This is a genomic window from Mycobacterium cookii, from assembly GCF_010727945.1.
GTDB classification, from domain to species: Bacteria; Actinomycetota; Actinomycetes; order Mycobacteriales; family Mycobacteriaceae; genus Mycobacterium; species Mycobacterium cookii.
On sequence record NZ_AP022569.1, the window covers coordinates 2,691,563 to 2,715,674 of the forward strand.

The window sequence follows — 24,112 nt, forward strand, 5'->3', positions numbered from 1 at the left end:
CAGCGCGCGCAGGTGATTCCTCGCCTGGTGCAGCTAGCGGGCAGCCACCTCACATGTCCAATAAGCTATCAATTTCTCGGACCACCTCCCTTCCTGTGTACTGGCGAAGGTACCCGTCGCGCTTCACGCAGACAACCGATTTCAGCGATCGCTGACAATCGCAGCGTCGACGAGCCCGGCGAATTCCGCCGCTATCGGAGCGCTTGGCAGCTGTCGCCCGTCGAGGGTGTGCACCCGCGCGGCCAGCGTCATGCTCGACACCAGCCAAATTCCTTGCGCGGCAAACAGATCAGCCACTCGCAGGGCGCGGTAGTCGCAGTCGTAGCCTTTGGCGCGGGCAACCGTGAACAGGGCCTGCTGGGTGGTGCCACGCAGGATCGGATACCAGGGCGGCGGGGTGAGCAGGCAAACATTGCCGTCGTCGCCGGCGGTGGCGATCACGACCGTCGACCGGGGGCCTTCCAGGATGTAGCCGTCGGAGCTGACGAAGACGACGTCGCCGGCGCCGCGGCGGGCGGCGTGCCGCAGCGCGGCCATATTGATCGCGTAGGACAACGTCTTGGCGCCGGCCAGCAGCCACGGCATCGCCTCGACACCGGCCGACGGCAATTCGCGGGGCAACGTGATCGCCGCCAGTCCGTCGCGGCGGACCGCGGCGATCCGCTCGGCGACCGGGTTCACCGTCACGTAAGCGGTGGGCGCCGAACCGCTTTCCCGGCCACGGCTGTAGACCAGACGCATCGCGGCCTCGTCGTCGGTGTCGCGGGTCCACTGCCGCGCCGCCACGTCGATGGCGTGCCGCCAGGCCGTCAGGTCAGGTTCGGGCAGGTCGAGAAGCTTGGCCGAGTGAGCCAGCCGTCCCAGATGTGCGTCGACCAGGCACGCGGCGCCGTCGCGGACCAGCAATGTCTCGAAGACACCGTCGCCGCGCACGGCGGCGAGGTCGTCGGCGAACAACAGCGGCGCATCCACCGGGTGCACCTTGCCGTCGAGCGTGACGATCACGCCTGTCATGGACGAAGAGCCTATCGTCGCGACCCGTAGAGTTGACGTGTGTCCGCCGTTCCCGCCCCCGAAACCGGCCCGGATGCCGGTGCGATCTGGCATTACGGTGATCCGCTGGGCGAACAGCGCACCGCCGAGACCGGGGCTGTGCTGGTGGATCGCTCACACCGCGGCGTGCTCACGCTGACCGGTGCCGACCGGCAGACCTGGCTGCACAGCATTTCGACGCAGCACGTCGCCGAGCTTGCCGACGGCGCGAGCACCCAGAATCTCAGCCTCGACGGACAAGGCCGCGTCGAAGATCACTGGCTGCAAACCGAGTTGGGCGGCGTCAGTTATCTCGACACCGAGCCGTGGCGGGCCGCGCCGCTTCTGGACTATCTCCGCAAAATGGTGTTCTGGTCGGACGTCGCCGTCGCTCCGGCCGATCTGGCGGTGGTGTCGCTGCTGGGACCGAAGCTCAGCGAGCGGGCAGTGCTCGACGCACTCGGACTCGACACACTGCCCGCCGAGATGACCGCGACGCCGCTGGCCGGTGGCGGCTTTGCGCGCCGCATGACCGAGGCGGTACCGGGTCAGGTCGAGTTGGACGTACTGGTCGGCCGCGGTGACGTCGCCGATCTGCAGCGGCGGCTGACGCAGGCCGGCGTGCGCCCGGCCGGGGTGTGGGCGTATGAAGCCCACCGGGTCGCGGCGATCCGCCCGCGGCTCGGCGTCGACACCGACGAGCGCACCATCCCACACGAGGTGGGCTGGATCGGCGGCCCCGGTCTGGGGGCCGTTCACCTCGACAAGGGCTGCTACCGCGGTCAGGAGACCGTCGCGCGGGTACACAACCTGGGCAAACCGCCCCGGATGCTCACGCTGCTCCACCTGGACGGATCGGTGGACCGGCCGGTCACCGGGGACCCCGTGCTCGCGGGCGGCCGCGCGGTCGGCCGGCTCGGGACCGTCGTCGAACACGTCGATCTGGGCCCGGTGGCCCTGGCGTTGCTCAAGCGCGGGATCCCGGCCGACACCGCCCTGAGCACCGGTGCCGATGCCGACGTCGCGGCGATGATCGACGCTGCGTCACTCCCGACGCTCGACGGCCCCGGCGCCGGTCGGCTGGCCGTGGAACGACTTCGGGGAACGGTGCGTTGACCGTCTACACGGCCCGCGGGGCGCAACAGCGCGCAACCACCGGGCACGGTAAACTGTCGCCAGGACAATAAAGACCACAGATCGGAGCCGCCTACTTGTTGGGCCGCTCCGTTATTGCGCGAGGGGGTTCCCCCATGGGCCGCGGCCGGGCTAAGGCGAAGCAGACCAAGGTTGCTCGAGAACTGAAGTACAGCTCACCGCAGACCGATTTCGATCGGCTTCAGCAGGAGCTGTCCGGGTCGGGCAATGACGACGCCGACCAGTCGGAGGGCGACGATCCCTGGAGTGACGAGCGTCGCTGACGCCGTCCTCCGCGCGCATCGGCGTCGAGCCGAAGTTTAGAACCGTGGATGCTGCCCAACGAGCTTTGCTCGCGGGCCTTCTTTTCCACCCTTGTTGATGGTGCCCAGCACCCAGCAGTTCAAATGCCGGGCAGTCAGGATCGCCAGCGCCCGGTCGGTGTCCTCCGGTGCCACGACGGCGATCATGCCGACGCCCATGTTGAACGTCTTTTCCATCTCGGCGCGGGCAACCCTGCCGCGTTGGGCGATCATCGCGAAGACCGGTGCCGGCGTCCAGGTGCCGCGGTCCGCCTCGGCCACCAACCCGTTCGGGATGACGCGTTCCAGGTTGCCGGCCAGCCCGCCGCCGGTGACGTGGCAGAACGTCCGGACCTGAGTTTCGGCGGCCAGCGCCAGACAGTCCTTGGCGTAGATGATGGTCGGCTCGAGCATCTCTTCGCCCAGGGTGCGGCCGAACTCTTCGACGTGTCCCGCCAGGTTCCCCCGGTCGATCTCCAGTAAGACCTTGCGGGCCAGCGAGTAGCCGTTGGAGTGCAGCCCCGACGATCCCATCGCGATGAGTACATCTCCGGGTTTGACCCGCTCGGGTCCGAGCACGTCCTCGGCCTCGACGACGCCGACGCCGGTCGCGGAGATGTCGTAGTGATCCGGCTCGATCAATCCGGGATGCTCGGCGGTCTCGCCGCCCAGCAGCGCGCAACCTGCCCGCACGCATCCTTCGGCGATACCGCCGACGATCGCGTTCAGCCGCTCGGGCACGATGCGGCCGAGCGCGATGTAGTCCAGCAGGAACAGCGGTTCGGCGCCGCAGACCACCAGGTCGTCGACGACCATCGCGACCAGGTCGAGGCCGACGGTGTCGTGCTTGTCCATTGCCTGCGCGACCGCAAGTTTGGTGCCCACCCCGTCGCTGGACCCGGCCAGCAGCGGCTCGCGGTAATCGCGCAATGCGAACAGCCCGGCGAACCCGCCCAGCTTGCTGCGGACCTCGGGCCTGGTGGCTTTCAACGCGAGCGGTTTGAACAGGTCGACGGCGCGATCCCCGGCTTCGATGTTCACTCCGGCCGATGCATACGTGACGCCCGGGTTTGCCGGGTCTTTTCCGCGGTCGGTCATCGCGATAAAGGCTACCGGTCGGCGCTCAGCGCGGGTATCGCCACTCTTGCCAATAAACCGTAAGGCTATGGATGCCTGAGCACGGCGGCCTGCTCGGCCTCCGGCGAGATCTCGAGGGCGGCGATGTCCGGATGTCCGACACCACGGGCAGCGTTGGCGAGCATTTGCTCGATCACGTTCTTGCCCAACGCCGTTTCCCTCGGCAAATCGATCGGATACTTGCCGTCGAAGCAGGCCGAGCAGAGCCGCGACGTGGGTTGCTCGGTTGCGGCGGTCAGGCCGCGCAGCGAGATGTAACCCAGGGTGTCGGCGTTGATGGCATGCCGGACCGCTTCGAGCATCTCGTCTTCGTCCTCGACGGCGTTCGCGATCAACTCGGCCGGCGACGGGAAGTCGATGCCGTAGAAGCACGGCCACTTCACCGGCGGCGACGCAATCCGCACGTGCACCTCGACGGCGCCGGCCTCCCGCAGCATCCTGACCAGAGCCCGCTGGGTGTTGCCGCGCACGATCGAGTCGTCGACGACGATCAGCCGCTTGCCGCGGATGACCTCCTTGAGCGGATTGAGCTTCAACCGGATGCCGAGCTGGCGGATGGTCTGCGACGGCTGGATGAAGGTGCGACCGACGTAGGCGTTCTTCATCAGGCCCTGGCCGTAGGGGATGCCGGACTCCTGCGCGTAGCCGACCGCGGCCGGGATGCCGGATTCCGGGACACCGATCACCAGGTCGGCGTCGATCGGGCTTTCGCGGGCCAGGCGGCGGCCGATCTCGAGCCGGGCGCCGTGCACCGATCGGCCTGCGATCGTGCTGTCCGGCCGGGCCAGGTAGACGTATTCGAAGATGCAGCCCTTGGGTTCGGGATTGGCGAAGCGGGTCGAGCGGACGCCGTCGGCGTCGATCGCCAGCAGTTCGCCCGGCTCGATGTCGCGGACGAACGAGGCGCCGACGATGTCGAGGGCCGCGGTCTCCGAGGCGACCACCCAGCCGCGGTCCAGCCGACCCAGCGACAGCGGCCGCACGCCGTACGGGTCGCGGGCGGCGTAGAGGGTGTTCTCGTCCATGAAGGTCAGGCAGAACGCGCCGCGCACGGTCGGCAGTAGTTCCAGCGCAGCCTGCTCCAGGCTGGAATCGGCTGCCCCGTGCGCCAACAGCGCGCCCAGCATGTCGGAGTCGGTGTTCGCCGCGCCGGGGGCCTTGGCGCTGATCAGTCCGGCCTCCCGGGCACGGGTGACAAGGTCAGCGCTGTTGACCAGATTGCCGTTGTGCCCCAACGCAACTCCGGTGCCGGCCGCGGTGTTGCGGAACACCGGCTGGGCGTTCTCCCAGGTGGTGGATCCGCTGGTGGAGTATCGGCAGTGCCCGACGGCGACGTGGCCGTCCATCGCGGCCAGCGTCTGCTCGTCGAAGACCTGGCTGACCAGCCCGAGATCCTTGAACACCAGCACCTGCGATCCGTCGGCGACCGCGATGCCCGCGGCCTCCTGACCGCGATGCTGCAGGGCGTAGAGGCCGTAGTAGGCGAGTTTGGCGACTTGTTCCCCGGGGGCCCAGACGCCGAATACTCCGCATTCTTCGCCGGGTGGATTCTCGTCGGGCACTGGCAGCTCTGTGGTCACGGTGCGGCGGCTCCCTGAGGGCGGATGGCGACAAGACGAAGTCTACGGAAACGGCGAGCGTGTTAACGAATCGATCCGGCGTGTTGCGCCATCTCGGAGCCGATTTGCTCAGCTCAGGAGCCCCAGGCTAGGCCAGATGTCGCATACGCCACACAGGTCCCTAGCTGGCTCGGCAGAGCAGTTAGCCCACCGCCCGATCGTCGAGCGCCTGATATGCCGCGTTATACCCGGGAGTAAAGGTGATACCAGGACCGCCGTGGCACCCGGCGCTTGCCAAATACAGTCCTTCAACCGGAATCGGCAGGTCGATGAAGCCCTTGGGTCCGGGCCGGTTCGGCCCCATCAGGTCCGGATGCAACAGTCCGTGACAGAAATCGCCCGACGGGGCGCCGAACATCGTCTGCATGTGATACGGCGCGAACGTTATGTGCCGGATGACGATGTCCCGGAAGTTGGGCGCAACGCGGGTGATCTTCTCGATAACCCGTTGCGCCATCTCATTTTTCAGACGGCCGTGCTGGTCTCGGCTGGCTTCGACGGGAAACGCATACGCATACGCGCTCGCGGCGTGCTTGCCGGCCGGCGCCAGACCGGGGTCCATGCAGGACGGTATCTGCATACCGAGCGACGGATTGTCGGGCACCAATCCGTGGGTGCACATCTCCCACTGACGTTGCTGTTCTTCGGGTGAGCCGAAGATCCCGATGGACTGCTGCATACCGGGCTCGTTGAGCAGCTCGTAGGGCGGAGCGAACTCCGGCAGTCCGTCGAGAGCGAAATGCATTTGGATGAATGCCGCGCGGTGGTCGCGACCGCTCAGCCTCGCGATCAAGTCCGCGGGCAGGCAGTCCGCGCCGACGAGATCGGTGAGAGTGAGGTCGGGCGCGAGGTTCGAGACCACAACGGGTGCGCTGATCGTTGACCCGTCGCGGAGTCGGACACCGGTGACGCGGTCGTTTTCCACCAGGATCTTGTCGACTTTGGTCCGGAAGCGCATCTCGCCGCCGCGGGAGACGAATAGCTCGTGCAGGTGTTCGGTGAGCGCACCGATACCGCCGGCGAGCTTGGTCATCATCGCGGTGTTGTCGTCGGGCACTGCCAGTGCGAAGGCCAGGCAGGTCGCGCTGCCGGGCGTGTACGGACCGCGATAGGTGGAGTTGACGGCCAGGAACGCGAGCATCCCGCGCATGATTGCGTGCTTTTCTCTGTCCGGCAGGCAGCGGTCGATGGCGTCCATCGCCGAGCCGAACAGCATCTGATGAATGGCGGCACGTTCGGCTTCGTTGGCCGCGCAGGCGTACATCTCGTCGAGGGTTTTCGGCGGTGTGCGTACCTCGAACCGGCCCAGCGCTTTCGCGGGCCCTTGACTCCAGGCGATCAACTCGGCCATGCCCATGATCGCGTCGGCGCCGTGTTTCTCGCCGAGATGCGTCATCAGCTGCATCGGATCGCGGTAGAAGACCATCGGCTCCTCACCGGACTCGCCGATGTTTACCGACATCACTTCGGCGTCGACGGTCGGAAGAGCGTCCAGACCAAGCTCTTTGGTGATCTGGGGGGCGGTGGGAAATTGCACCGATCCCGCGATCTCGTAGCGGAATCCGTCGATGAGTTCGACCGTCGCGGCCATTCCACCGCTGTAGGTGTTGGCCTCCAGGCAGAGCGTGCGCAGGCCCGCACCCTGCAGGATGGCCGCCGCCGTCAGGCCATTGTGCCCAGCGCCGACAACGATCGCGTCATAGTCAGACATGCTGGCAGAATATGTCAGTACTGACACATTTGGAAGATGTCAGCCCTGACATGCTACGGAACTTCGAGATAACATCTGGCGCGATGACAGAGCCGACCAACCTTCATGAGCTGCGCCGGCGATCGACGCATGTGGCGTTACGCCGGGTAGCGCTGGCGCAGTTCGCCAGCAAGGGGTTCGCCAATGTGACGGTGACGCAGCTGGCCACCGAAGCCGGCGTCACCGAGCGGACTTTCTTCCGGCACTTCCCCAGCAAGGAAGCCGTTCTGTTCCAGGATTACGACACCCACCTGGAATGGCTGGCTGAGGCGTTGTCGCAACGACCCGCATCGGAGTCGCTGTTCGATGCCGTGTTAGCGAGCGTGGCGACTTTTCCGCACGACGTGGAGGTGGTTCGCCAAGCCGCGCTGGCCCGTTCGACGTTGATATCCGCCGAACGCATCGCCGCGCATTTGCGCGTCGTGCAGTCGTCCTTCGCCACGGTGCTGACCGACTTCATCAAGACGCGCTACGCGGGCGTTGCCAACCTGGACCTCGTCGCCGAGGTCGCGGGAGCCACCCTCGCAGCGGCTCTTGTGATGGCCGTCCAACGATGGGGTGACGACGGCTGTACCGGGGATCTCGGCGAAATCGTCGCCACCAGTGTCGATCTGGTGCGTTCTGGATTTGCGCCGCTGGCCTAGGTGTACTGACCTAGCTGTACTGACCTGAGAGGTTAGGTACGCGGGTGGCGGGTGGTTGGCCGCCGAGTGCGGTGTGGCCGCGGTGGAAATTGTAGGTGTGCAGCCAGGTGGTGAATTCCTGGCAGCGTTCGGCGTCGCTGCGGTAGAGCCGGGCGTAGGCCCATTCGTTGGCCAGGGTGCGGTGAAACCGCTCTACTTTGCCGTTGGTCTGGGGTCGATAGGGTCGGGTCCGGCGATGTTCGATGTGACCCAGGGCGTCAGCAAAGGCGTGCGAGCGGTAGCAGGAGCCGTTGTCGGTCAACACTTTCCGTACGGTGATGCCGGATTCGGCGAACCATGCGTTAGCGCGCAGCCAAAACCCTGCTGCGGTGTCTTTTCGCTCGTCGGCCAGCAGCTCGCTGTAGGCCAGTCGAGAGTGTGCATCCAGGGCGGTATGTAGGAAGTGATAGCCGCGCACAGGATTGCGGTACCCGTTGCGTTTCCCGCTGGACTTATCGGCCTGGGGTGACGTTGGCCTACCGAGCGGCCCAACATGCGCCAACCACCGCCGGCGGGAATCTTGCCCAGCTTTTTGACGTCGACATGAACCAGATCCCCACAGTGCTCGGAGTGCATGCGGCGCACGACGCGCCCGGTCGGGCGATCCAGCCAGCGTAATTTGGCCAGCCGATATCGGGTCAGGACCCGATGCACCGTCGAGGATGAATTCCGAGCAGGTAACCGATACGTGCTGGTCCCCAGCGTCGAGTAACACGCACCCCGATGATGCGCCGCTCGGTGCGCGTCGGGGTCCGGTTGGGGCTGTGATGCGGGCGCGAGGACCGATCGGCCATGCCGGCCTCACCGAACGCGCGATACCGGCTTGCCCAGCGCGCCGCGGTGCTCACCGCAACCTGGAAGCGCTCTGCGGCCCGCCGCAGCGGCCAACCATCCTCGACAACACAACGCGCTAAACGCAGACGGCCCAGCTCCGACAAAGGGGCATTACGGTGAGACACGAAGACCTCCGGTGTGTGAGTGCTTTCCTAGACAGCTCGCACTTCACTCGGAGGTCTTCGCTTTGTCACCACACCACGCCGTCACCAACGTCCGTGGTCAGTACACCTAGCCGGCTAGCCGCACGAGCGGTAGCCAGATCTGAATCTCATTGGCCCTCGAGCCGGATAGCTGGACCGTCCCGGCGGCGCTCGCCTCTGTCAACTGCAGCAGCCCGGTCGCCAGCAGTAACCAGGTTCGAGGATCGGTCTCGACCACGTTGGGCGGCGTGCCTCGGGTATGCCTCGGCCCAGAAATACACTGCACTGCGACGAACGGGGGAATCCGGACCTCGACGCTGGCGCCCGGCGCGGCCGCGGCCAGCGTCCGCGCGGTGAGCCGAACCGCCGCGGCCAGAGCCACGCGATTCGGCGCGGGACCTGTGTCGTCGCGTAACCAGCCTTCAATAACGCGGACGGCGTCGCGGGTTTTGGCCGGATCGGCGTGCTGGCGGGCGGCGCTCATCGCAGTAGTGCGGCCAGCACTCCTTCGGACGTGCTGCGCAGCTCCGCCAGCGGCACGGTGAACAGTCCTTGGACCTCCACCGCGTCCGAACCTCGATCGACGACGCCGATCCGGGTGGCCGGCAGGCCGCGCGCTGCGCACAACTCCTGGAAGCGGGTCTCCTCGGTATGGGGCACGGCGACCAGCACCCGGCCGGCAGACTCGGAGAACAGCATGACAAACGGGTCGGCATCCTCGGGAAGCACGATGCGACAACCGGTTTCGCCCGCCAGCGCAGATTCGACGATCGCCTGCGCCAATCCGCCCTCCGACAAATCGTGCGCCGCGGAGACCAGCCCGTCACGGCAGGCGGTGCTGAGCACGTCGGCCAGCAGCTGTTCGCGCGCCAGGTCGACCGTCGGCGGGAGGCCGCCCAGATGGTCCGCGGTGACTTGCGCCCAGATCGAGCCGTCGAGTTCGTCGCGGGTATCGCCGAGCAGAATCAGCGTCTCGCCCGGTTGGGTGCCGAAGGACGTGGGCAGACGTCGGCTCACATCATCCAGGACGCCCAACACACCCACCACCGGCGTGGGCATGATCGCCGTCGTCCCGGTCTGGTTGTAGAAGCTGACGTTGCCGCCGGTGACCGGAATGCCCAGTGCCACACAGCCGTCCGCCAATCCGCGGACGGCTTCGGAGAACTGCCACATCACCCCGGGGTCCTCCGGTGATCCGAAGTTGAGGCAGTTGGTCACCGCGACCGGGGTGGCGCCGGTGACGGCGACGTTGCGGTACGCCTCGGCGAGCGCGAGCTGGGCGCCGGTGTAGGGGTCCAAGTAGGTGTAGCGGCCCGACGCGTCGGTCGAGATCGCGATGCCGCGACCGGTGGTCTCATCGACACGCAGGACGCCGCCGTCGGCATGCTCGGCCAACACGGTGTTGCCGCGCACGTAGCGGTCGTACTGCTCGGTGATGTAGGAACGGCTGCACAGGTGCGGACTGCCCAGCAGCGCAAGCAAAGTCGCGCGCAACTCGTCGCCGGTCTTCGGCCTGGTGAGGCCGGTGGAGCGGTCGGCGTTGAGCGCATCCTGCGATTCCGGGCGAGCGACGGGACGCTGATAGACCGGACCCTCGTGCGCGACGGTCCGCGGCGGCACGTCGACGACGGTCTCGCCGTGCCAGGTGATCCGCAGCCGGTCGCCGTCGGTGACCTCGCCGATGGTGGTCGCCAGCACCTCCCATTTGCGACATACCGCCATGAACGCGTCGACGTTCTCCGGCGCCACCACCGCACACATCCGTTCCTGCGACTCGCTGGACAAAATCTCGGCGGGCGTCATGTTCGCCGCGCGCAGCGGAACGGTGTCCAGGTCGATGTGCATGCCGCCGTCACCGGCTGATGCCAATTCAGAAGTCGCACAGGATATTCCAGCACCGCCGAGATCCTGGATACCGATCACCAGGCCGGCGGAATACAGCTCGAGACAGCATTCGATGAGCACCTTCTCCATGAAGGGGTCACCCACCTGAACCGACGGTAGCTTCTTTCGCCCGCCGCCCGACTCGTCACCACCGAAGGTTTCCGACGCCAGCACCGACACACCGCCGATGCCGTCGAGTCCGGTCCGCGCCCCGAACAGGATGATCTTGTTGCCCGCGCCGGAAGCGAACGCCAGGTGCAGGTCTTCGGTGCGGAGCACGCCGACGCACAGCGCGTTGACCAGGGGGTTGCCGGCATAGCAGGCGTCGAAAACGGTCTCGCCGCCGATGTTCGGCAAGCCCAGCGAATTGCCGTAGCCGCCGATGCCCCGCACCACGCCGTCAAGCACGCGGCGGGTATCGGGGGCGTCGGCGGCGCCGAACCGCAGCTGGTCCATCACCGCGACCGGCCGCGCGCCCATCGCCATGATGTCGCGGACGATGCCGCCGACACCGGTGGCCGCGCCCTGGTACGGCTCGACGTAGGAGGGGTGGTTGTGTGACTCGACTTTGAACGTGACCGCCCAGCCGTCGCCGATGTCGACGACGCCGGCGTTCTCGCCGATCCCGGCCAACATGCCGGCCCGCATCTGTTCGGTAGTGGTCTCACCGAAATAGCGCAGGTGCACCTTGGACGATTTGTAGGAGCAGTGCTCGCTCCACATCACCGAGTACATGGCCAGCTCGGCGTCGGTCGGCCGGCGACCGAGGATGTCACGGATCCGCTGATACTCGTCCTCTTTGAGGCCGAGCTCGCGGAACGGTTGCGGGTGGTCGGGGGTGGCCGCGGCGTGCTCGACGGTATCGATCACCTGGTTGCGCTTCCGGAGGCAGTCACGGTGGACAGTCTAGATTCCCTGGCCAGTGCGCTCCCGGCTAGCGCGCAGCAGGTCGGCGCTCGCGTCGTCGGCGGGATAGAACAGCTCGACGGCCAGTTCGGCCAGCGTCACATCGAGCGGGGTGCCGAACGTCGTCAGCGTGGTGAACATCGACAGCCGTTGGCCGCCGCCGACATCGAGCACGAACGGCACCAGCAGCGACGTGGCGTCCGGTGGCGCGCCCCGCGCCGTCAACGCTTCGACGCCCGGATACGCCGATACTTCCTTCTCCAGCGTCCGCACGGCCGGGTCGCCGGTAAGCGCAACAGTGCGACGCAATTGGTGCAGCAGGTAGCCACCCCATTCGTCGAAATTGACGGTGCGCCCGGCCAGTCCGTCGGGGTGCAGCGACAGCCGGTAGACGTTGGCCGGCGGGCCGAGCAGTTCGTCGGGCAACCCGGCGGTCAACGCCGACGCTGCGGCGTTGGCGCCCACGATGTTCCAGCAGCGATCGATGACCACACCCGGGTAGGGGTCGTGCGCCTCGAGCAGACGGGCAACAGCGTCGCGGGCCGGCGACAGCGCGCTGTCCTCGAGTCGACGGGACTGATATCGCGGAGCGAAACCGGCGGCGAGCAACAACGTGTTGCGCTCCCGCAGCGGAATGTCGAGTCCTTCGGCGAGCGCGATCACCATCTCGGGGCTGGGCCGGGAACGTCCGGTCTCGATGAAACTCAGGTGCCTCGCGGATACGCCCACACTCAGCGACAGGTCCAGCTGACTCACCCGTCGCCGCGTCCGCCATTCACGCAGCAGGACACCGACCGTCGCCTGGCTCACGACGTAACCGTAGCCACCACTGCTTACCCGCGGCGATGACCTCGGAGGTAATTGTGCTGCCGCACGGCGCCGCGACACGCTGGCCGTGACGCGCTCGACCGAAGCGCCCAACCCCGGGAGGAACAATGACCGACCTGAAATCTGCTGCCCCGAAGTTCAGCGCCGAGCTGTTCGCGGCGTTCTGGGCCGCACCCGACCTGTCGCATGGCATGGACATCTTGGCTGACGACATCGTCGGCTACTGGCCGGGTGACCCGGAGCCGGTCCGCGGACTGGATGCCTACACCGCGAAGATCGCCGAAATCCTCGATGCAGCATCGGATCTGCAGCTCCAGGTCGTCGACAGCGCCACCGTCGACGGCGCGGCCCCGGGCGAGCAGTTGATCTTCCTGCACTACACCGGACGAGGCACCGGCCCGGACGGGCCGTTTCAGATCCGCGGGCTCGACCGGGTCCGCACCCGCGACGGCATGGTCGTGGAGAACGTCATCCGCTACGACCCGCTGTTCGTGACCGGGAACTGAGTCTCGGCGACTACCCGCTGCCCGCGATGCAGAAGGCGTTGCCGTCGGGGTCGGCCAGCACCACCCAGCGGAAGCTGTCGCCGATGCTGTGCCGGCCGACCTCGGTGGCTCCGGCGGATTTCAGCCGGTCGACTTCGGCATCGACGTCGCCGGCGCCGAAGTCGAGGTGTACCCGGTTCTTGCCGGGTGTCGGATCGTCGACCTTTTGGAAGCCCAGCCGAGGCCCGTCCGGTCGAATGACCGCGATGAACTCCCCTGGTATGAGTTCCTGAGTCTGACCGTCGAAGTGCTGCGCCCACCAGTCGGCCAGCGGTGCGGGGTTGGTGCTGTCGAAAGTGATCATCTCCACGTTGAGTGCCATACCGGGATGGTAGGTCAGCCCGGTGACAAGAATGCCCGCAATGCCGCCGCATACGCGGCAACGTCGTTGGCGCCCATCAGTTCCCGTGCGGAGTGCATCGCCAGCTGCGGAGCGCCGACGTCGACGGTCGGGATTCCGGTGCGGGCCGCGGTCATCGGGCCGATCGTCGAGCCGCACGGCAGATCGGCGCGGTGCTCGTAACGCTGGAGGGGGACCCCGGCCTGCCGGCACGCCAGCGCGAAGGCCGCGGCGGTGCGGCCATCGGTGGCATAGCGCAGATTCGGGTGCACTTTGAGCACCGGGCCACCGTTGATCGCAATCAGGTGGCCCGGCTCGTGCCGCTCCGGGTAGTTGGGATGGGTGGCGTGCGCCATGTCCGCCGAGGCCACCATCGACCCGGAGATTCGCCGCAGAAAGTCGGCTCGGCCACCGCCGCCGGCCAGCACGATCCGCTCGAGTGTGGTGAGCAGCAACTCCGAGTCGGCACCGTGATCCGAGGTGGAGCCGACCTCCTCGTGATCGAACAGCGCAAGCACCGGCAGGTATCCGGTTGACGCCACTTCCAGAAACGCGTCCAGACCGGCATAACACGACGCCTGGTTGTCCAGCCGCGGGGCGCTGACGAACTCGTCGGCGGCGCCCGAAAGTCTGGACGGAGTCAGATCGTGAGTCATCAGATCGGCGCCGAGCACGTCACCGGGATCGGCGCCGATCTGCTCGGCGACGTAGCCGAGGAACGACCGCGATGCGCCGCCCGCACCCCACACCGCGTTGACATGGCGCTGCGGATCCAGCGTGAGCGACTTGCGGTCCTCGGCCAGATGGATCGCCAGCTGCGGCACCCGCAGAATCGGCTCGTCGATGCGGACCAGCCGATGCGCGATGCCCGCACCGTCGCGCACCGACAGCCGCCCGCTGACGCCCAGATCGCGATCCAGCCACGAGTTCAACCAGGCACCGCCGTAGGGCTCCAAGGCGATTACCTGCCAACCGACGACCTCACGGTCGGGGTGCTGCTTGACCCGCAGGTTGGGGCTGTCGGTGTGGCCGCCGATGACACGGAACGGTCGATCGCCCGCGTCGTCGCCGCTGTCCCAGGCCACCAGCGACCCGGCCCGCACGATGAAGAATTTGCCGGCGCGCGGCCACTCGTCCGCCTCGGCCAGCTCGGTGTAACCGGCCGAGCGCAGCCGGGACGCGACGGTGGCGCAGACGTGAAACGGCGACGGGGACGCGTCGATGAATTCGCATAGACCCTGCGCAGTGGCCGCCATGGGCCCATCTTTTCATCACGGGCTCGCCTGAAACGTTAGGGTCGAATCCGTGCCCGCCCCCACCCCGCAACCGGTGCTCGCGCCGCTGACGCCGGCCGCGATCTTTCTGGTGCTCACCATCGACCAGGGTGGCGAAGAGATCGTGCACGACGCGCTGCCGGACATTTCGGGGCTGGTGCGGGCGACGGGATTCCGCGACCCCGCCAAGAAGCTGTCGGTGATCACCTCGATCGGCTCGCAGGCCTGGGACAGGTTGTTCGCGGGTCCGCGACCCGCCGAGTTGCATCCGTTCGTCGAGTTGGACGGTCCGCGGCACAAGGCCCCGGCCACGCCCGGCGACCTGTTGTTCCATGTTCGCGCCGAGACGCTGGACGTGTGCTTCGAGTTGGCGAATCACATCCTGCGGTCGATGGACGGCGCGGTCACGGTGGTCGATGAGGTGCACGGTTTCCGGTTCTTCGACAACCGCGATCTGCTCGGGTTCGTCGACGGGACCGAGAATCCCGATGGCGCGCTGGCGGTTTCGGCCACCACGGTCGGCGACGAGGATCCGGATTTCGCCGGCTCGTGCTATGTGCACGTGCAGAAGTACCTGCACGACATCGGCGCGTGGGATGCGCTGTCGGTCACCGAGCAGGAGCATGTGATCGGCCGGACCAAGTTGGAAGACCTCGAACTCGACGACGACGACAAACCGGCCAACGCGCACATCGCCCTGAACGTCATCACCGACGACGATGGCAACGAACTGAAGATGGTGCGGCACAACATGCCGTTCGGCGAGCTCGGCAAGGGCGAATTCGGCACGTACTTCATCGGTTATTCGCGCACCCCGCGGGTCACCGAGCAGGCGCTGCGCAACATGTTTCTCGGCGACCCGCCGGGCAACACAGACCGCATCCTGGACTTCTCCACCGCCGTCACCGGCGGACTGTTCTTCTCCCCCACCGTCGACTTCCTCGACGATCCGCCGCCGCTGCCGGATGCACCGCAAGCGGCTCCGGCGACAATAGGCGTGCCCGCAGATGGCTCGTTGGCGATCGGCAGTTTGAAAGGAATCCCGCAATGAACAACCTGTACCGCGATCTTGCGCCAATCACCGACGAGGCCTGGGCAGAAATCGAAGTCGAGGCGACGCGAACCTTCAAGCGCCACATCGCCGGCCGGCGCGTGGTCGACGTCAGCGAGCCGGGTGGACCGACAACGGCGGCGATCAGCACCGGACGGCTGCTCGACGTGAAAGCACCTTCCGACGGCGTGGTCACCCACCTGCGTGCCAGTCAGCCCCTTGTGCGGCTCCGTGTTCCGTTCACGCTGTCCCGTTCGGAGATCGACGACGTCGAGCGCGGTTCGCAGGACTCCGACTGGGACCCGGTCAAGGCGGCCGCCAAGAAGCTGGCGTTCGCCGAGGACCGCGCCATCTTCGAGGGCTACGCCGCCGCGTCGATCGACGGCATTCGCAACGCCAGCAGCAATCCGCCGCTGAAGCTGCCCGGTGATCCGCGTGCCATCCCGGACATCATCACCCAGGCGCTGTCCGAGCTGCGGCTTGCCGGTGTCGACGGCCCGTACTCGGTTCTGCTGTCCGCCGATGTCTACACCAAGGTCAGCGAAACCACCGAGCACGGATATCCGATTCTCGAGCACATCAACCGGCTGGTGAACGGCGACATCATCTGGGCGCCCGCAATCGACGGCGCATTCGTATTGACCACGCGCGGTGGCGATTTCGACTTACAGTTGGGTACCGACGTCTCGATCGGTTACCTCGAACACGACGCCGACACCGTGCAGCTGTATCTCCAGGAGACCCTGACGTTCCTGAACTACACCGCCGAGGCGGCGGTAGCGCTGAGCCCGTAGCACTAGGTCAGCGATTCGCCGCCGTCGACCCGCAGCGTCACACCGGTCATGAAGGTATTGGTCATCGCGAACAGCGCGGCCTCGGCGATGTCTCGCGTTGTTCCGATCCGGCGCACCGGGTTTTGGGAGCTGATGTGCGCGAAATAGTCCCGCTTACCTTCATCGCCCAGTGAGTCCCACGCACCGGTGTCGATGACGCCCGGCGAGATCGCGTTGACTCGAATCGGGGCAAGCTCGACCGCGAGCCACCGGGTCAAGAAATCCACCGCGCCGTTCGTGATGCCCACGCCGAGATAGCCGACGTTGAGCTTGAAGGCATGCACACCGGAGAACAGGACGAAAGAACCCCCCGGATTCATCTGCGCAGCAAGGTATTTGGCGAGCATCGTGGGCCCTATGACCTTGGTGTCGAACGATAGCCGCAGATTCTCCCGTTGCAGGTCGGCCAACTCTCCACGGGCGCGAGCAGACGCGGTGGACACCACATGGTCGACGGGGCCCAGTCGGTCGGCCAACGCCGCGATCGAGTCGTCGTCGGTGACGTCGACCGTTTAGGCGCTGATTCCCGCGTCGGCGACGTCGGCGTAGGCGTCGGCCAATGCGCCTCTGTCGCGTCCGGCGACGACGACGTGCGCGCCCTCCGATCGGGCCGCCAGGACGACGGCACGCGCGATCCCGCTGCCGCGGCCGACCACCACCACGGTCTTGTTACGCAATCCGCCGCCCATCACATCGACTCCTGTCGCTCGCAAGAGTGGGTCATTCATCCCATAATATAGGCGGCCTACCCGGAAGATCAACGCTAGGGCCTTGTGCCGTAACGACTCAAGGCGCATAATGGGCTGTCTGACCCATTATGCAGCACTTACTCGGCAAAGGAGAAATTGCCCATGCCGGCTGTACATCACCGCTACGCGAATGTGGATGGTCACCGCCTGTTCTTTCGGGAGGCCGGCGATCCCCAGTCACCCACAGTGGTTCTGCTACATGGCTTTCCGACCAGCTCCTACATGTTCCGAGCCCTGGTCCCCGCGCTCGCGGACAGCTACCACGTCATCGCGCCGGATCACCTGGGATTCGGCCTTTCCGACGCGCCACCCGTCGGCGCGGTGACGAGATCTTCGGTCCGGCCGGCGCAGAGGCTTTCACTGCCGATTTACCCGACGCTGAGATCCACCTACTCGACGGAGGCCATTTCCTGTTGGAGTCGGCACTGGACGAGACGACCGCTCTGATCCGAGCCTTCCTCGCCAGAGTCCATTCCACGATCTGACGACACCCCGTGTACTGATGGGTTGAACATCCCATAATCGGCGATACATGCGCGTTAGCCTGACGCCATGGCCGAGGCCGATCCGCACGACGACCGGCGCCTGACCGCCAAAGGTCAAGCCACCCGCGATCGGATCGTGCAGATCGCGGCCGAATTGATTCTCAGCGAGGGTGTCTCGTCCTTCAACATGGACGCGCTGCGCCGAGCCGCGTCGGTCAGCGGATCGCAACTCGCCCACTACTTCACCGACAAAGGGGAATTAATTCGTGCGGTGGTCGAGCGCCAGACCAACGTCGTGCTGGACTTTCACCGGCAGCCGAAGCTGCGGACGCTGGATACATTCGACGATTTCGAGCGCTGGATCGATCTGAACATGCGTTATCTGCGGCGTACCGGCTACTCAGGCACGCCCACGTATCACGCTCTGGCCGGACAACTCGGAAAGTCCGACGCGACCACGCGCGACACCCTGGCCGCGGGCTACTGGCAGTGGATCATGTTGTTAGAAAATTCATTTCAGCGCATGAAAGATCGTCACATCCTGATCTCCGACGCCGATGCGCGAAAGCTGGCCCTGCTCGTCGTCAGCGCTCACCAAGGCGGTGCGACCCTGAGCTTCACTTATCGAGCGGAATGGCCGCACGCCGACGCGCTGCGATTCGCGCTCAACTACGCGCGACTGTTCGCCGTAAACCCCGCCGAACGCGTGGCGCGCGCTGCGCGTCGACCCCGTGGTCGGCGCGAGATTGGCGGCAGCGCGCCCGACGACGCAGCATCGGGACTTACTCGCAAGGGGCGTGCAACTCGTGCGCGGATCGTCGACGTCGCCGCCGACCTGATGTTCCGGCGTGGTGTAGCCGACACCAGCATTGATGACGTACGGACGACGGCGTCGGTCAGCGGATCGCAAATCTCCCATTACTTTGACGGCAAACGCGACTTGACCCGAAAGGTCATCACCGCGCGCCGCGAACACGTGCAGTCATTTCACACCCAACCGCGACTCGGCGACCTCGACAGCCTCGCGGCCCTGCAAGCATGGGCTGACCTCACCATGGCCGACGTCGACACCGTGTACCGCCGGGGTGGCTGCGTTTACGGTTCGCTGGCCGGAGAGTTGATCGGCGCCGACGCCGAGATCCACCAAGACCTGGCTGCGGGTTACGACAGGTGGATCGCGTTGTTCAAAAACGGCCTCACCGAGATGCGCCGGCGTGGCGACCTACGCCCCGACGCAGACCCACGGCATCTCGCGGTTTCCCTTGTCGCCGCGCATCAGGGCGGCGCCATGGTCACCTTCATCACCGAAGATCCAGAACCGTTGCGGGCAACAATCTACGGCGCGGTCGACTACGCGCGCTCGTTCGCGCCACCTGCGCCCCGCGGCTAGACAGCTATGGGTTAGATGTCCCATAATAATGGGCGACATATCCCACTATGGTTTAGAGGAGCCTCGTGACAGCCCTACCATCTGCCCCCGCGGTGGTCCGCGAACGACCGGGCGGGGAGAGCATGCGCGCCATCGTGCTGGAGAAGTTCGGCGGCCTGGACAGCCTGGTCTACAGCGACATCCCAAAGCCGCTCCCCAGGGATGGCGAGGTCATCATCAAAATCCGGGCGTTTGGCGTCAACCACGCCGAGGCGCACATGCGTCGGGGTGAATGGGCAGAAGCCGCCGAGGTCAGCGGGATCGAATGTGTGGGCACCGTGGACGCGTGCCCTTCCGGCGAATTCGCGGTCGGCGCCAAGGTGGCCGCCCTGATGGGAGGATTGGGACGAACCATCAACGGCAGCTACGCCGAATACACCCGGGTACGCGCGGCCAACGTCGCCCTGATCGAGTCGGAACTGCCGTGGGCCGATTTGGCGGCGCTGCCCGAGACGTATGCGACGGCATGGACCTGCCTGTTCCGCAACCTCAAACTATCGGCAGGCCAGACCGTCGTAATACGCGGCGCGACTTCGTCATTCGGCCAGGCCGCCGTCAAGATGGCGGTTGCTGCGGGCGCACGTGTCATCGCTACCGTGCGCAGTCGCACACGTTTCGCCATGCTGGAGGCACTCGGCGTCTTCCGCGTCGAATTGGAGTCGCCAATACTGGCCGAGCGGATCGCAGAAGCCAAGCAGATCGATGCCGTGCTCGATCTCGTCGGCAACAGCACAATCCTCGACTCGCTCGACATGCTCCGCCGCGGCGGCACGGCATGCCTGGCTGGATGGTTGGGCGGTCTGGACCCGATCGTCGACTTCAACCCGCTGCTACGCATGGCCAGTGGGGTGAATTGGTCGTTCTTCGGTAGCTTCGTCTTCGGCAACCCAGGTTTCCCGCTGTCCGACGTACCCCTTCAGGACATCGCGGCCCAGGTGGCAGCCGGTCAGCTCGAAGCGGCACCGTCTCGGATCTTCTCTTTCGATGAGATCCGCGAAGCGCATCGGATCATGGAGGCCGGTGAGGCTGGCGGAAAAATGGTTGTCGTCGTGGAATGACCACTAGATGATGGCAGCATGATTGCCGCTCCGTCGGTTCTGGTGTTCGACGTCAACGAAACCCTGATCGACATCGACTCCATAGCGCCGATTTTCGGGCGTATTTTCGGCGACCGGCAGGCGATGCGCGGGTGGTTCAACCAGTTGGTCATGTACTCGATGACAGTGACGTTGTCGGGCAACTATGTCGACTTTTTCAGTCTCGGACAGGGTGCGTTGCGGATGCTAGCCGATATCCACAATGTCGAGATCAGCGACGACGACGTGCGCGCGATCAAGCAGGCCATGCTGACCATGCCGGCTCACCCTGATGCCGCCGACGGGCTGGCATCGTTGCGAGACAACGGCTTTCGGATGGTTACGCTGAGCAATTCACCGCCCAACCCGGACGGTCCGAGTCCCTTGGAGCATGCCGGGTTGAGTCACTTCTTCGAACACCAATTCAGCGTCGACGCGAGCCGAGCGTTCAAACCGGCCCCGGCGACATACCAGCGGGTGTGCGACCAGCTCGACGTTGCACCGGCGGAGTGCATGATGGTCGCCGCCCACGTCTGGGACACCATCGGCGCGCAATCGGTCGGCTACAGCGGCGCGCTGATCACCCGCCCCGGCAACACGCTGTTTCCCGTGTCCGGCTTGCCGCAGCCCGACGTCGTCGCGCGGAATCTTCCCGATTTGGCGGCCAACCTCACACATCGGCCGGATGAGACGTCTACTCAGTAGTCAGCATTTCAGCCGAATTCGGAGGCTCACATGTCCACCGCGACCACCACGACCCGCCACGCCGTCATCGACTCGCCGATCGGACCCCTCACCCTGGTGCGCGAGGACGACGGCCTGACCGGCCTCTACTACCCCGGACACTGGACTCACCCGGACCAGACGACGTTCGGCCCGCGGGTCGACGCCACCGCTGACCCGGAATTCGATGACGCCGTCACGCAGCTCAACGAGTACTTCGCCGGTGAGCGAAAGGATTTCGATCTGCCGCTCAACCCGCAGGGCAGCGACCGGGCACAGCGGGTGTGGCGGCTGCTCGCCGAGATCCCCTACGGCCAGACCACCACCTACGGTGCACTGGCCCGCGCGGTCGGCGAGGGCATCAGCCCACGCGCCATCGGCGGCTTCGTCGGTCACAACCCGCTGTCGATTTACATCGCCTGCCATCGCGTGGTCGGATCGACCGGCAAGCTCACCGGATACGCCGGCGGCCTGGACCGCAAGCAATATCTGCTCGAGCTGGAGAAGGCGATACCGGTTGCGCCGCAATCGTTGTGGTAAAGCTGCCGTTCGAGACGATCGTGTCGCAGCACGGTCCCACCGTGCTGCGCGTGGTTCGCGCTGTGCTCGGCCACGCCGACGCCGACGACGCCTGGTCCGATACGTTCCTGGCCGCGATGAAGGCCTACCCCGATGTGCCTGCCGACGCCAACGTCGAGGCTTGGCTGGTGACGATCGCTCACCGCAAGGCAATCGACGTCGTCCGGGCCACTTCTCGACGGGCCACCCTCGTCGCGGACACACCGGATGCGACGACGCCGGATCACGCCGACGCACCGCACGCCGAGTTGACCGATGCGGTTGCGGCGCTGCCGGCCAAGCAACGTCAGGCGGTGGCCTATCACTACCTGGCCGGGCTGCCCTATGCCGAGATCGCCACACTGCTCGGCGGCAGCCCCGCCGCCGCCCGCCGCGCAGCCGCCGACGGCATCGCCACGCTGCGGCGCACCTACGACACGGAGTCCGACCATGACCTCGATTGACCTTGCCGCGCTGTATCCCGTCGACGACGCCGACATCGCCCGCCTGCACACCCGACTAGCCACCGCTGCCGAACACGACGACGTGCTCGACGTCGCCTACCGTACCGTCGACTCGCCCGTCGGTTCACTGCTGATTGCCGCGACCCCGATCGGGTTGGTTCGGGTGGCTTTCGACAGCGAAGGCAATGACGCTGTGCTGCAGAGCCTTTCCGACCGGATCAGCTCGCGGGTGCTGAACGCGCCGGCGCGTCTCGATGCCGTCGCATCGCAACTGGACGAGTATTTCTCCGGACGCCGTCACCGCTTCGATGTGCCGCTGGACTGGCAACTCTCGAAGGGGTTTCGCCGCACGGTGCTCGAACATCTGGCGACCGACATCGGTTACGGCACCACCGCCAGCTACGGCACATTGGCGCGGCTGTCGGGCTCACCCAAGGCAGTTCGCGCGGTCGGAACGACGTGTGCGACCAACCCCATCCCCGTCGTCGTGCCGTGCCACCGCGTCGTCCGCGCCGACGGCACGATGGGTCAGTATCGCGGCGGACCCGTCGCCAAACGCACCCTGTTGGATCTCGAAGGCGCTCAATGACGCCCGCACGCAACCGGGTGACGCCGCGCGGTGAGATCGTCGCTGTCGCGGGTCGTGGCGGGTGGATGGGCAACCGTGGTCGGTTGCATGAGGGCCGCGGCGCCCGCGACATCGTCCGCAACCATCAATCGAAGGCCTGGATCACCTGCCTGCTGGAGTTCAAGGGCCGCCACGCACCACAGTGGGCGCCGAATCACTACACCCAGCTGTTCTTTCTCGACGAGGCCGTCGCTTTCGCCGCCGGCCATCGTCCGTGCGCCGAATGCCGACGCAGCGACTACCACGCGTACCGGCAGGCGTGGAGCGAAAGCCAGTGCTGTGCAACACCATACGCAAAGGAGATAGACCACCAACTGCACCGCGAGCGGACAAGCCCGGCCGAACCAACCCTGCCGTGGACCAGCCTGCCCGACGGCGTGTTCGTCGACACCGGGCAAGGTCTGGCCGTAGTCGTCGGCGATCACCTCGCGGTCTGGGACGACAGCGGGTACACCTACCGTGAGCAATCCCCCAGGCCAACAACAGGTTCCGCGCCGGTACTCACCCCGCCGTCGACAGTCGCGGTATTACGCGCAGGGTACCCGGCGCAGATCGACGTCAGTGCCCGCTAGTCGGGGCGGGGGTCACCGAGCCGGGACCGGATGGCGCCCCACGGGTCGGCGTAACGGCCCGGCGCATTGCGGTACGCGGCCCGCCGATTGAGAAACACCCGCGCCAACGGGGCGACGAGGAACATCACGTGACGTCGCCAACCGGCGGCGGCGCGCATCTCGGCGAGCATGTCCGGCCAGGAGTGCTGCTGGAACGAGAGCGCTTCCTGAGCTCGGGAAGTGTCCAACCAGTCTGTGACAAACCAGTTTTCGTCGCTGTCCGGATCGCCGGGCAGCCCAGCGGGCAATACGTTCGGCAGGCCTCGTGCCGCGGCCATCGCCAAGCCGACGTCCTTCTGCCGAAGCAGATGCGAGTCGTCACCGGCGATCAGCAGTGCCTCGCCGACGACGTCGGCCGTGGCGGCCTTGGTGAACGCGGTCGCCACGTCGCGCACATCGACGGTGTGGATGCGGCCATCGGTCGGCAGTGCGCTTTCAAAGAACATCGCGTCGCCGTTGATCGGCATCGCACCCGGCTCGACGCTGATGACGCCGCCGAGACGCAGGATCACCCAGTCCAGACCCGATGCGCGAACCAGGTTTTCGGCCTCGACCTTGTGCTCGCCATAGAGTTCGGACGGAGCCAGCGGCGAGTCGGCGCGCAGCCTTTCCGGGTTACGGTGCGGATTGCGCGCGCCGTAGACGGCGTTGCTGGACGCCAGTACGAAACGGGGCGGCCGCGGCGCCGACTGCGCGGCACGCACCAAAGCGGCGGTCGCCTCGACGTTGACGCGCCGACCAATCGCCGGGATGCGGTACATCGCAGGCAGGATCACGGCGGCCAGATGCACGATCACGGTCGGCGTCACTTCGGCTATCAACCGGTCGACCTCGCCCTGGTCGGTCAGGTCCGCCCAGCGTGCCTCGGCGTTCGCGGGCAGCACGGTCTTGCGCTGCGCAGGGGTACCGAGGTCGGTCACGACGACGCGGTGGCCGGCCTCGGCCAGGCGCCGCACCGTCTGCGCGCCAACCAAGCCGAACGCGCCGGTGACAAGAACGGTCTCGGTCATCTTCCGCCCGTCCACAAGTGAATATGAGATTCTCGGAAACGGAGAGTAGCATATTCGCCGGTAGCTGCCGGTTGCCAACCGTAT

The 24,112-nt window shown here is 66.3% G+C and carries 25 protein-coding genes and 2 pseudogenes; 14 read left to right on the forward strand and 13 right to left on the reverse strand.

Annotated elements, in window-relative coordinates; genetic code table 11:
• Positions 1–141: 141 nt before the first annotated feature.
• Entirely contained in the window at positions 142–1,005 is an 864-nt protein-coding gene (locus tag G6N27_RS12675; protein WP_163781737.1) for an aminodeoxychorismate lyase, read from the reverse strand.
• Positions 1,006–1,053: 48 nt separating this feature from the next.
• On the opposite strand from G6N27_RS12675, the gene ygfZ reads away from it, so the two are divergent.
• Positions 1,054–2,148 (forward strand): CAF17-like 4Fe-4S cluster assembly/insertion protein YgfZ, encoded by a 1,095-nt coding sequence (gene ygfZ / locus G6N27_RS12680; RefSeq protein WP_163776640.1) that lies wholly within the window; start codon positions 1,054–1,056, stop codon positions 2,146–2,148.
• A 134-nt stretch (positions 2,149–2,282) separates the two neighbouring features.
• Positions 2,283–2,450: a DUF3073 domain-containing protein gene (locus G6N27_RS12685; protein ID WP_163776641.1), complete on the forward strand. Its 168-nt coding sequence runs from the start codon at positions 2,283–2,285 to the stop codon at positions 2,448–2,450.
• A 36-nt stretch (positions 2,451–2,486) separates the two neighbouring features.
• On the opposite strand, the gene purM is transcribed toward G6N27_RS12685, so the two are convergent.
• From purM to G6N27_RS12700, 3 genes are all read right to left on the reverse strand, one after another.
• Positions 2,487–3,566: a phosphoribosylformylglycinamidine cyclo-ligase gene (gene purM, locus G6N27_RS12690; RefSeq protein ID WP_163776642.1), complete on the reverse strand. Its 1,080-nt coding sequence runs from the start codon at positions 3,564–3,566 to the stop codon at positions 2,487–2,489.
• Between the two features lie 65 nt (positions 3,567–3,631).
• Positions 3,632–5,185 (reverse strand): amidophosphoribosyltransferase, encoded by a 1,554-nt coding sequence (purF, locus tag G6N27_RS12695; RefSeq protein ID WP_163776643.1) that lies wholly within the window; start codon positions 5,183–5,185, stop codon positions 3,632–3,634.
• Between the two features lie 181 nt (positions 5,186–5,366).
• Entirely contained in the window at positions 5,367–6,935 is a 1,569-nt protein-coding gene (locus G6N27_RS12700; RefSeq protein ID WP_163776644.1) for a phytoene desaturase family protein, read from the reverse strand.
• An 83-nt stretch (positions 6,936–7,018) separates the two neighbouring features.
• Here G6N27_RS12700 and G6N27_RS12705 point away from each other — a divergent pair, with 83 nt between their 5' ends.
• Positions 7,019–7,618, forward strand: coding sequence for a TetR/AcrR family transcriptional regulator (locus G6N27_RS12705; protein WP_163776645.1), 600 nt, complete (start codon positions 7,019–7,021; stop codon positions 7,616–7,618).
• Positions 7,619–7,628: 10 nt separating this feature from the next.
• On the opposite strand, the pseudogene G6N27_RS12710 reads toward G6N27_RS12705, so the two are convergent.
• The 4 genes and pseudogenes from G6N27_RS12710 to G6N27_RS12725 all read right to left on the reverse strand — a co-directional run bounded on the left by G6N27_RS12710 (position 7,629) and on the right by G6N27_RS12725 (position 12,234).
• Positions 7,629–8,616: pseudogene (locus G6N27_RS12710) on the reverse strand (IS481 family transposase).
• A 106-nt stretch (positions 8,617–8,722) separates the two neighbouring features.
• Positions 8,723–9,118: a sterol carrier family protein gene (locus G6N27_RS12715; protein ID WP_163776646.1), complete on the reverse strand. Its 396-nt coding sequence runs from the start codon at positions 9,116–9,118 to the stop codon at positions 8,723–8,725.
• Complete coding sequence (purL, locus tag G6N27_RS12720; RefSeq protein ID WP_163776647.1) at positions 9,115–11,388, reverse strand: phosphoribosylformylglycinamidine synthase subunit PurL; 2,274 nt, start codon at positions 11,386–11,388, stop codon at positions 9,115–9,117. The genes G6N27_RS12715 and purL overlap by 4 nt, the downstream gene beginning before the upstream one ends.
• A gap of 36 nt (positions 11,389–11,424) precedes the next feature.
• Positions 11,425–12,234 (reverse strand): helix-turn-helix domain-containing protein, encoded by an 810-nt coding sequence (locus tag G6N27_RS12725; RefSeq protein WP_163776648.1) that lies wholly within the window; start codon positions 12,232–12,234, stop codon positions 11,425–11,427.
• 125 nt (positions 12,235–12,359) lie between these two features.
• On the opposite strand from G6N27_RS12725, the gene G6N27_RS12730 reads away from it, so the two are divergent.
• Positions 12,360–12,758, forward strand: coding sequence for a nuclear transport factor 2 family protein (locus G6N27_RS12730; protein WP_163776649.1), 399 nt, complete (start codon positions 12,360–12,362; stop codon positions 12,756–12,758).
• 10 nt (positions 12,759–12,768) lie between these two features.
• On the opposite strand, the gene G6N27_RS12735 is transcribed toward G6N27_RS12730, so the two are convergent.
• Together G6N27_RS12735 and G6N27_RS12740 are read right to left on the reverse strand one after the other, a co-directional pair.
• Positions 12,769–13,119 (reverse strand): VOC family protein, encoded by a 351-nt coding sequence (locus tag G6N27_RS12735; RefSeq protein WP_163776650.1) that lies wholly within the window; start codon positions 13,117–13,119, stop codon positions 12,769–12,771.
• 14 nt (positions 13,120–13,133) lie between these two features.
• Positions 13,134–14,393 (reverse strand): M18 family aminopeptidase, encoded by a 1,260-nt coding sequence (locus G6N27_RS12740; RefSeq protein ID WP_163776651.1) that lies wholly within the window; start codon positions 14,391–14,393, stop codon positions 13,134–13,136.
• 49 nt (positions 14,394–14,442) lie between these two features.
• Between G6N27_RS12740 and G6N27_RS12745 the strand changes: the two genes are divergently transcribed.
• Together G6N27_RS12745 and G6N27_RS12750 are read left to right on the forward strand one after the other, a co-directional pair.
• Positions 14,443–15,462: a Dyp-type peroxidase gene (locus tag G6N27_RS12745; RefSeq protein WP_163776652.1), complete on the forward strand. Its 1,020-nt coding sequence runs from the start codon at positions 14,443–14,445 to the stop codon at positions 15,460–15,462.
• On the forward strand, positions 15,459–16,256 hold the full coding sequence (locus tag G6N27_RS12750; RefSeq protein WP_163776653.1) for a family 1 encapsulin nanocompartment shell protein: 798 nt from the start codon (positions 15,459–15,461) through the stop codon (positions 16,254–16,256). Before G6N27_RS12745 ends, G6N27_RS12750 begins: the two co-directional genes overlap by 4 nt.
• 2 nt (positions 16,257–16,258) lie before the next feature.
• Here the strand turns inward: G6N27_RS12750 and G6N27_RS12755 are convergent, their stop codons facing one another.
• Complete coding sequence (locus G6N27_RS12755) at positions 16,259–16,771, reverse strand: SDR family oxidoreductase (RefSeq protein WP_232064560.1); 513 nt, start codon at positions 16,769–16,771, stop codon at positions 16,259–16,261.
• A 36-nt stretch (positions 16,772–16,807) separates the two neighbouring features.
• Positions 16,808–17,023: a hypothetical protein gene (locus G6N27_RS25285; RefSeq protein ID WP_232064562.1), complete on the reverse strand. Its 216-nt coding sequence runs from the start codon at positions 17,021–17,023 to the stop codon at positions 16,808–16,810.
• 123 nt (positions 17,024–17,146) lie between these two features.
• Here G6N27_RS25285 and G6N27_RS12760 point away from each other — a divergent pair.
• From G6N27_RS12760 to G6N27_RS12795, 8 genes and pseudogenes are all read left to right on the forward strand, one after another.
• Positions 17,147–17,529 (forward strand): annotated as a pseudogene (locus G6N27_RS12760) (alpha/beta fold hydrolase).
• Positions 17,530–17,596: 67 nt separating this feature from the next.
• A complete protein-coding gene (locus G6N27_RS12765; protein WP_163776654.1) occupies positions 17,597–18,919 on the forward strand; it encodes a TetR/AcrR family transcriptional regulator in 1,323 nt (440 codons plus the stop codon).
• Positions 18,920–19,041: 122 nt separating this feature from the next.
• Entirely contained in the window at positions 19,042–20,016 is a 975-nt protein-coding gene (locus tag G6N27_RS12770) for a zinc-binding alcohol dehydrogenase family protein (protein ID WP_163781739.1), read from the forward strand.
• A 21-nt stretch (positions 20,017–20,037) separates the two neighbouring features.
• The gene (locus G6N27_RS12775; RefSeq protein WP_163781741.1) at positions 20,038–20,739 is read left to right on the forward strand and encodes a haloacid dehalogenase type II; all 702 of its coding nucleotides are present in this window, start codon (positions 20,038–20,040) and stop codon (positions 20,737–20,739) included.
• 30 nt (positions 20,740–20,769) lie between these two features.
• Entirely contained in the window at positions 20,770–21,297 is a 528-nt protein-coding gene (locus G6N27_RS12780) for a methylated-DNA--[protein]-cysteine S-methyltransferase (protein WP_179963285.1), read from the forward strand.
• A gap of 20 nt (positions 21,298–21,317) precedes the next feature.
• Positions 21,318–21,779, forward strand: coding sequence for an RNA polymerase sigma factor (locus G6N27_RS12785; protein ID WP_408632607.1), 462 nt, complete (start codon positions 21,318–21,320; stop codon positions 21,777–21,779).
• On the forward strand, positions 21,766–22,368 hold the full coding sequence (locus G6N27_RS12790) for a methylated-DNA--[protein]-cysteine S-methyltransferase (protein WP_163776656.1): 603 nt from the start codon (positions 21,766–21,768) through the stop codon (positions 22,366–22,368). The genes G6N27_RS12785 and G6N27_RS12790 overlap by 14 nt, the downstream gene beginning before the upstream one ends.
• The gene (locus G6N27_RS12795) at positions 22,365–22,979 is read left to right on the forward strand and encodes a hypothetical protein (RefSeq protein WP_163776657.1); all 615 of its coding nucleotides are present in this window, start codon (positions 22,365–22,367) and stop codon (positions 22,977–22,979) included. Before G6N27_RS12790 ends, G6N27_RS12795 begins: the two co-directional genes overlap by 4 nt.
• Here the strand turns inward: G6N27_RS12795 and G6N27_RS12800 are convergent.
• Entirely contained in the window at positions 22,976–24,028 is a 1,053-nt protein-coding gene (locus G6N27_RS12800) for an NAD-dependent epimerase/dehydratase family protein (protein WP_163776658.1), read from the reverse strand. The genes G6N27_RS12795 and G6N27_RS12800 overlap by 4 nt on opposite strands.
• Positions 24,029–24,112: the final 84 nt, after the last annotated feature.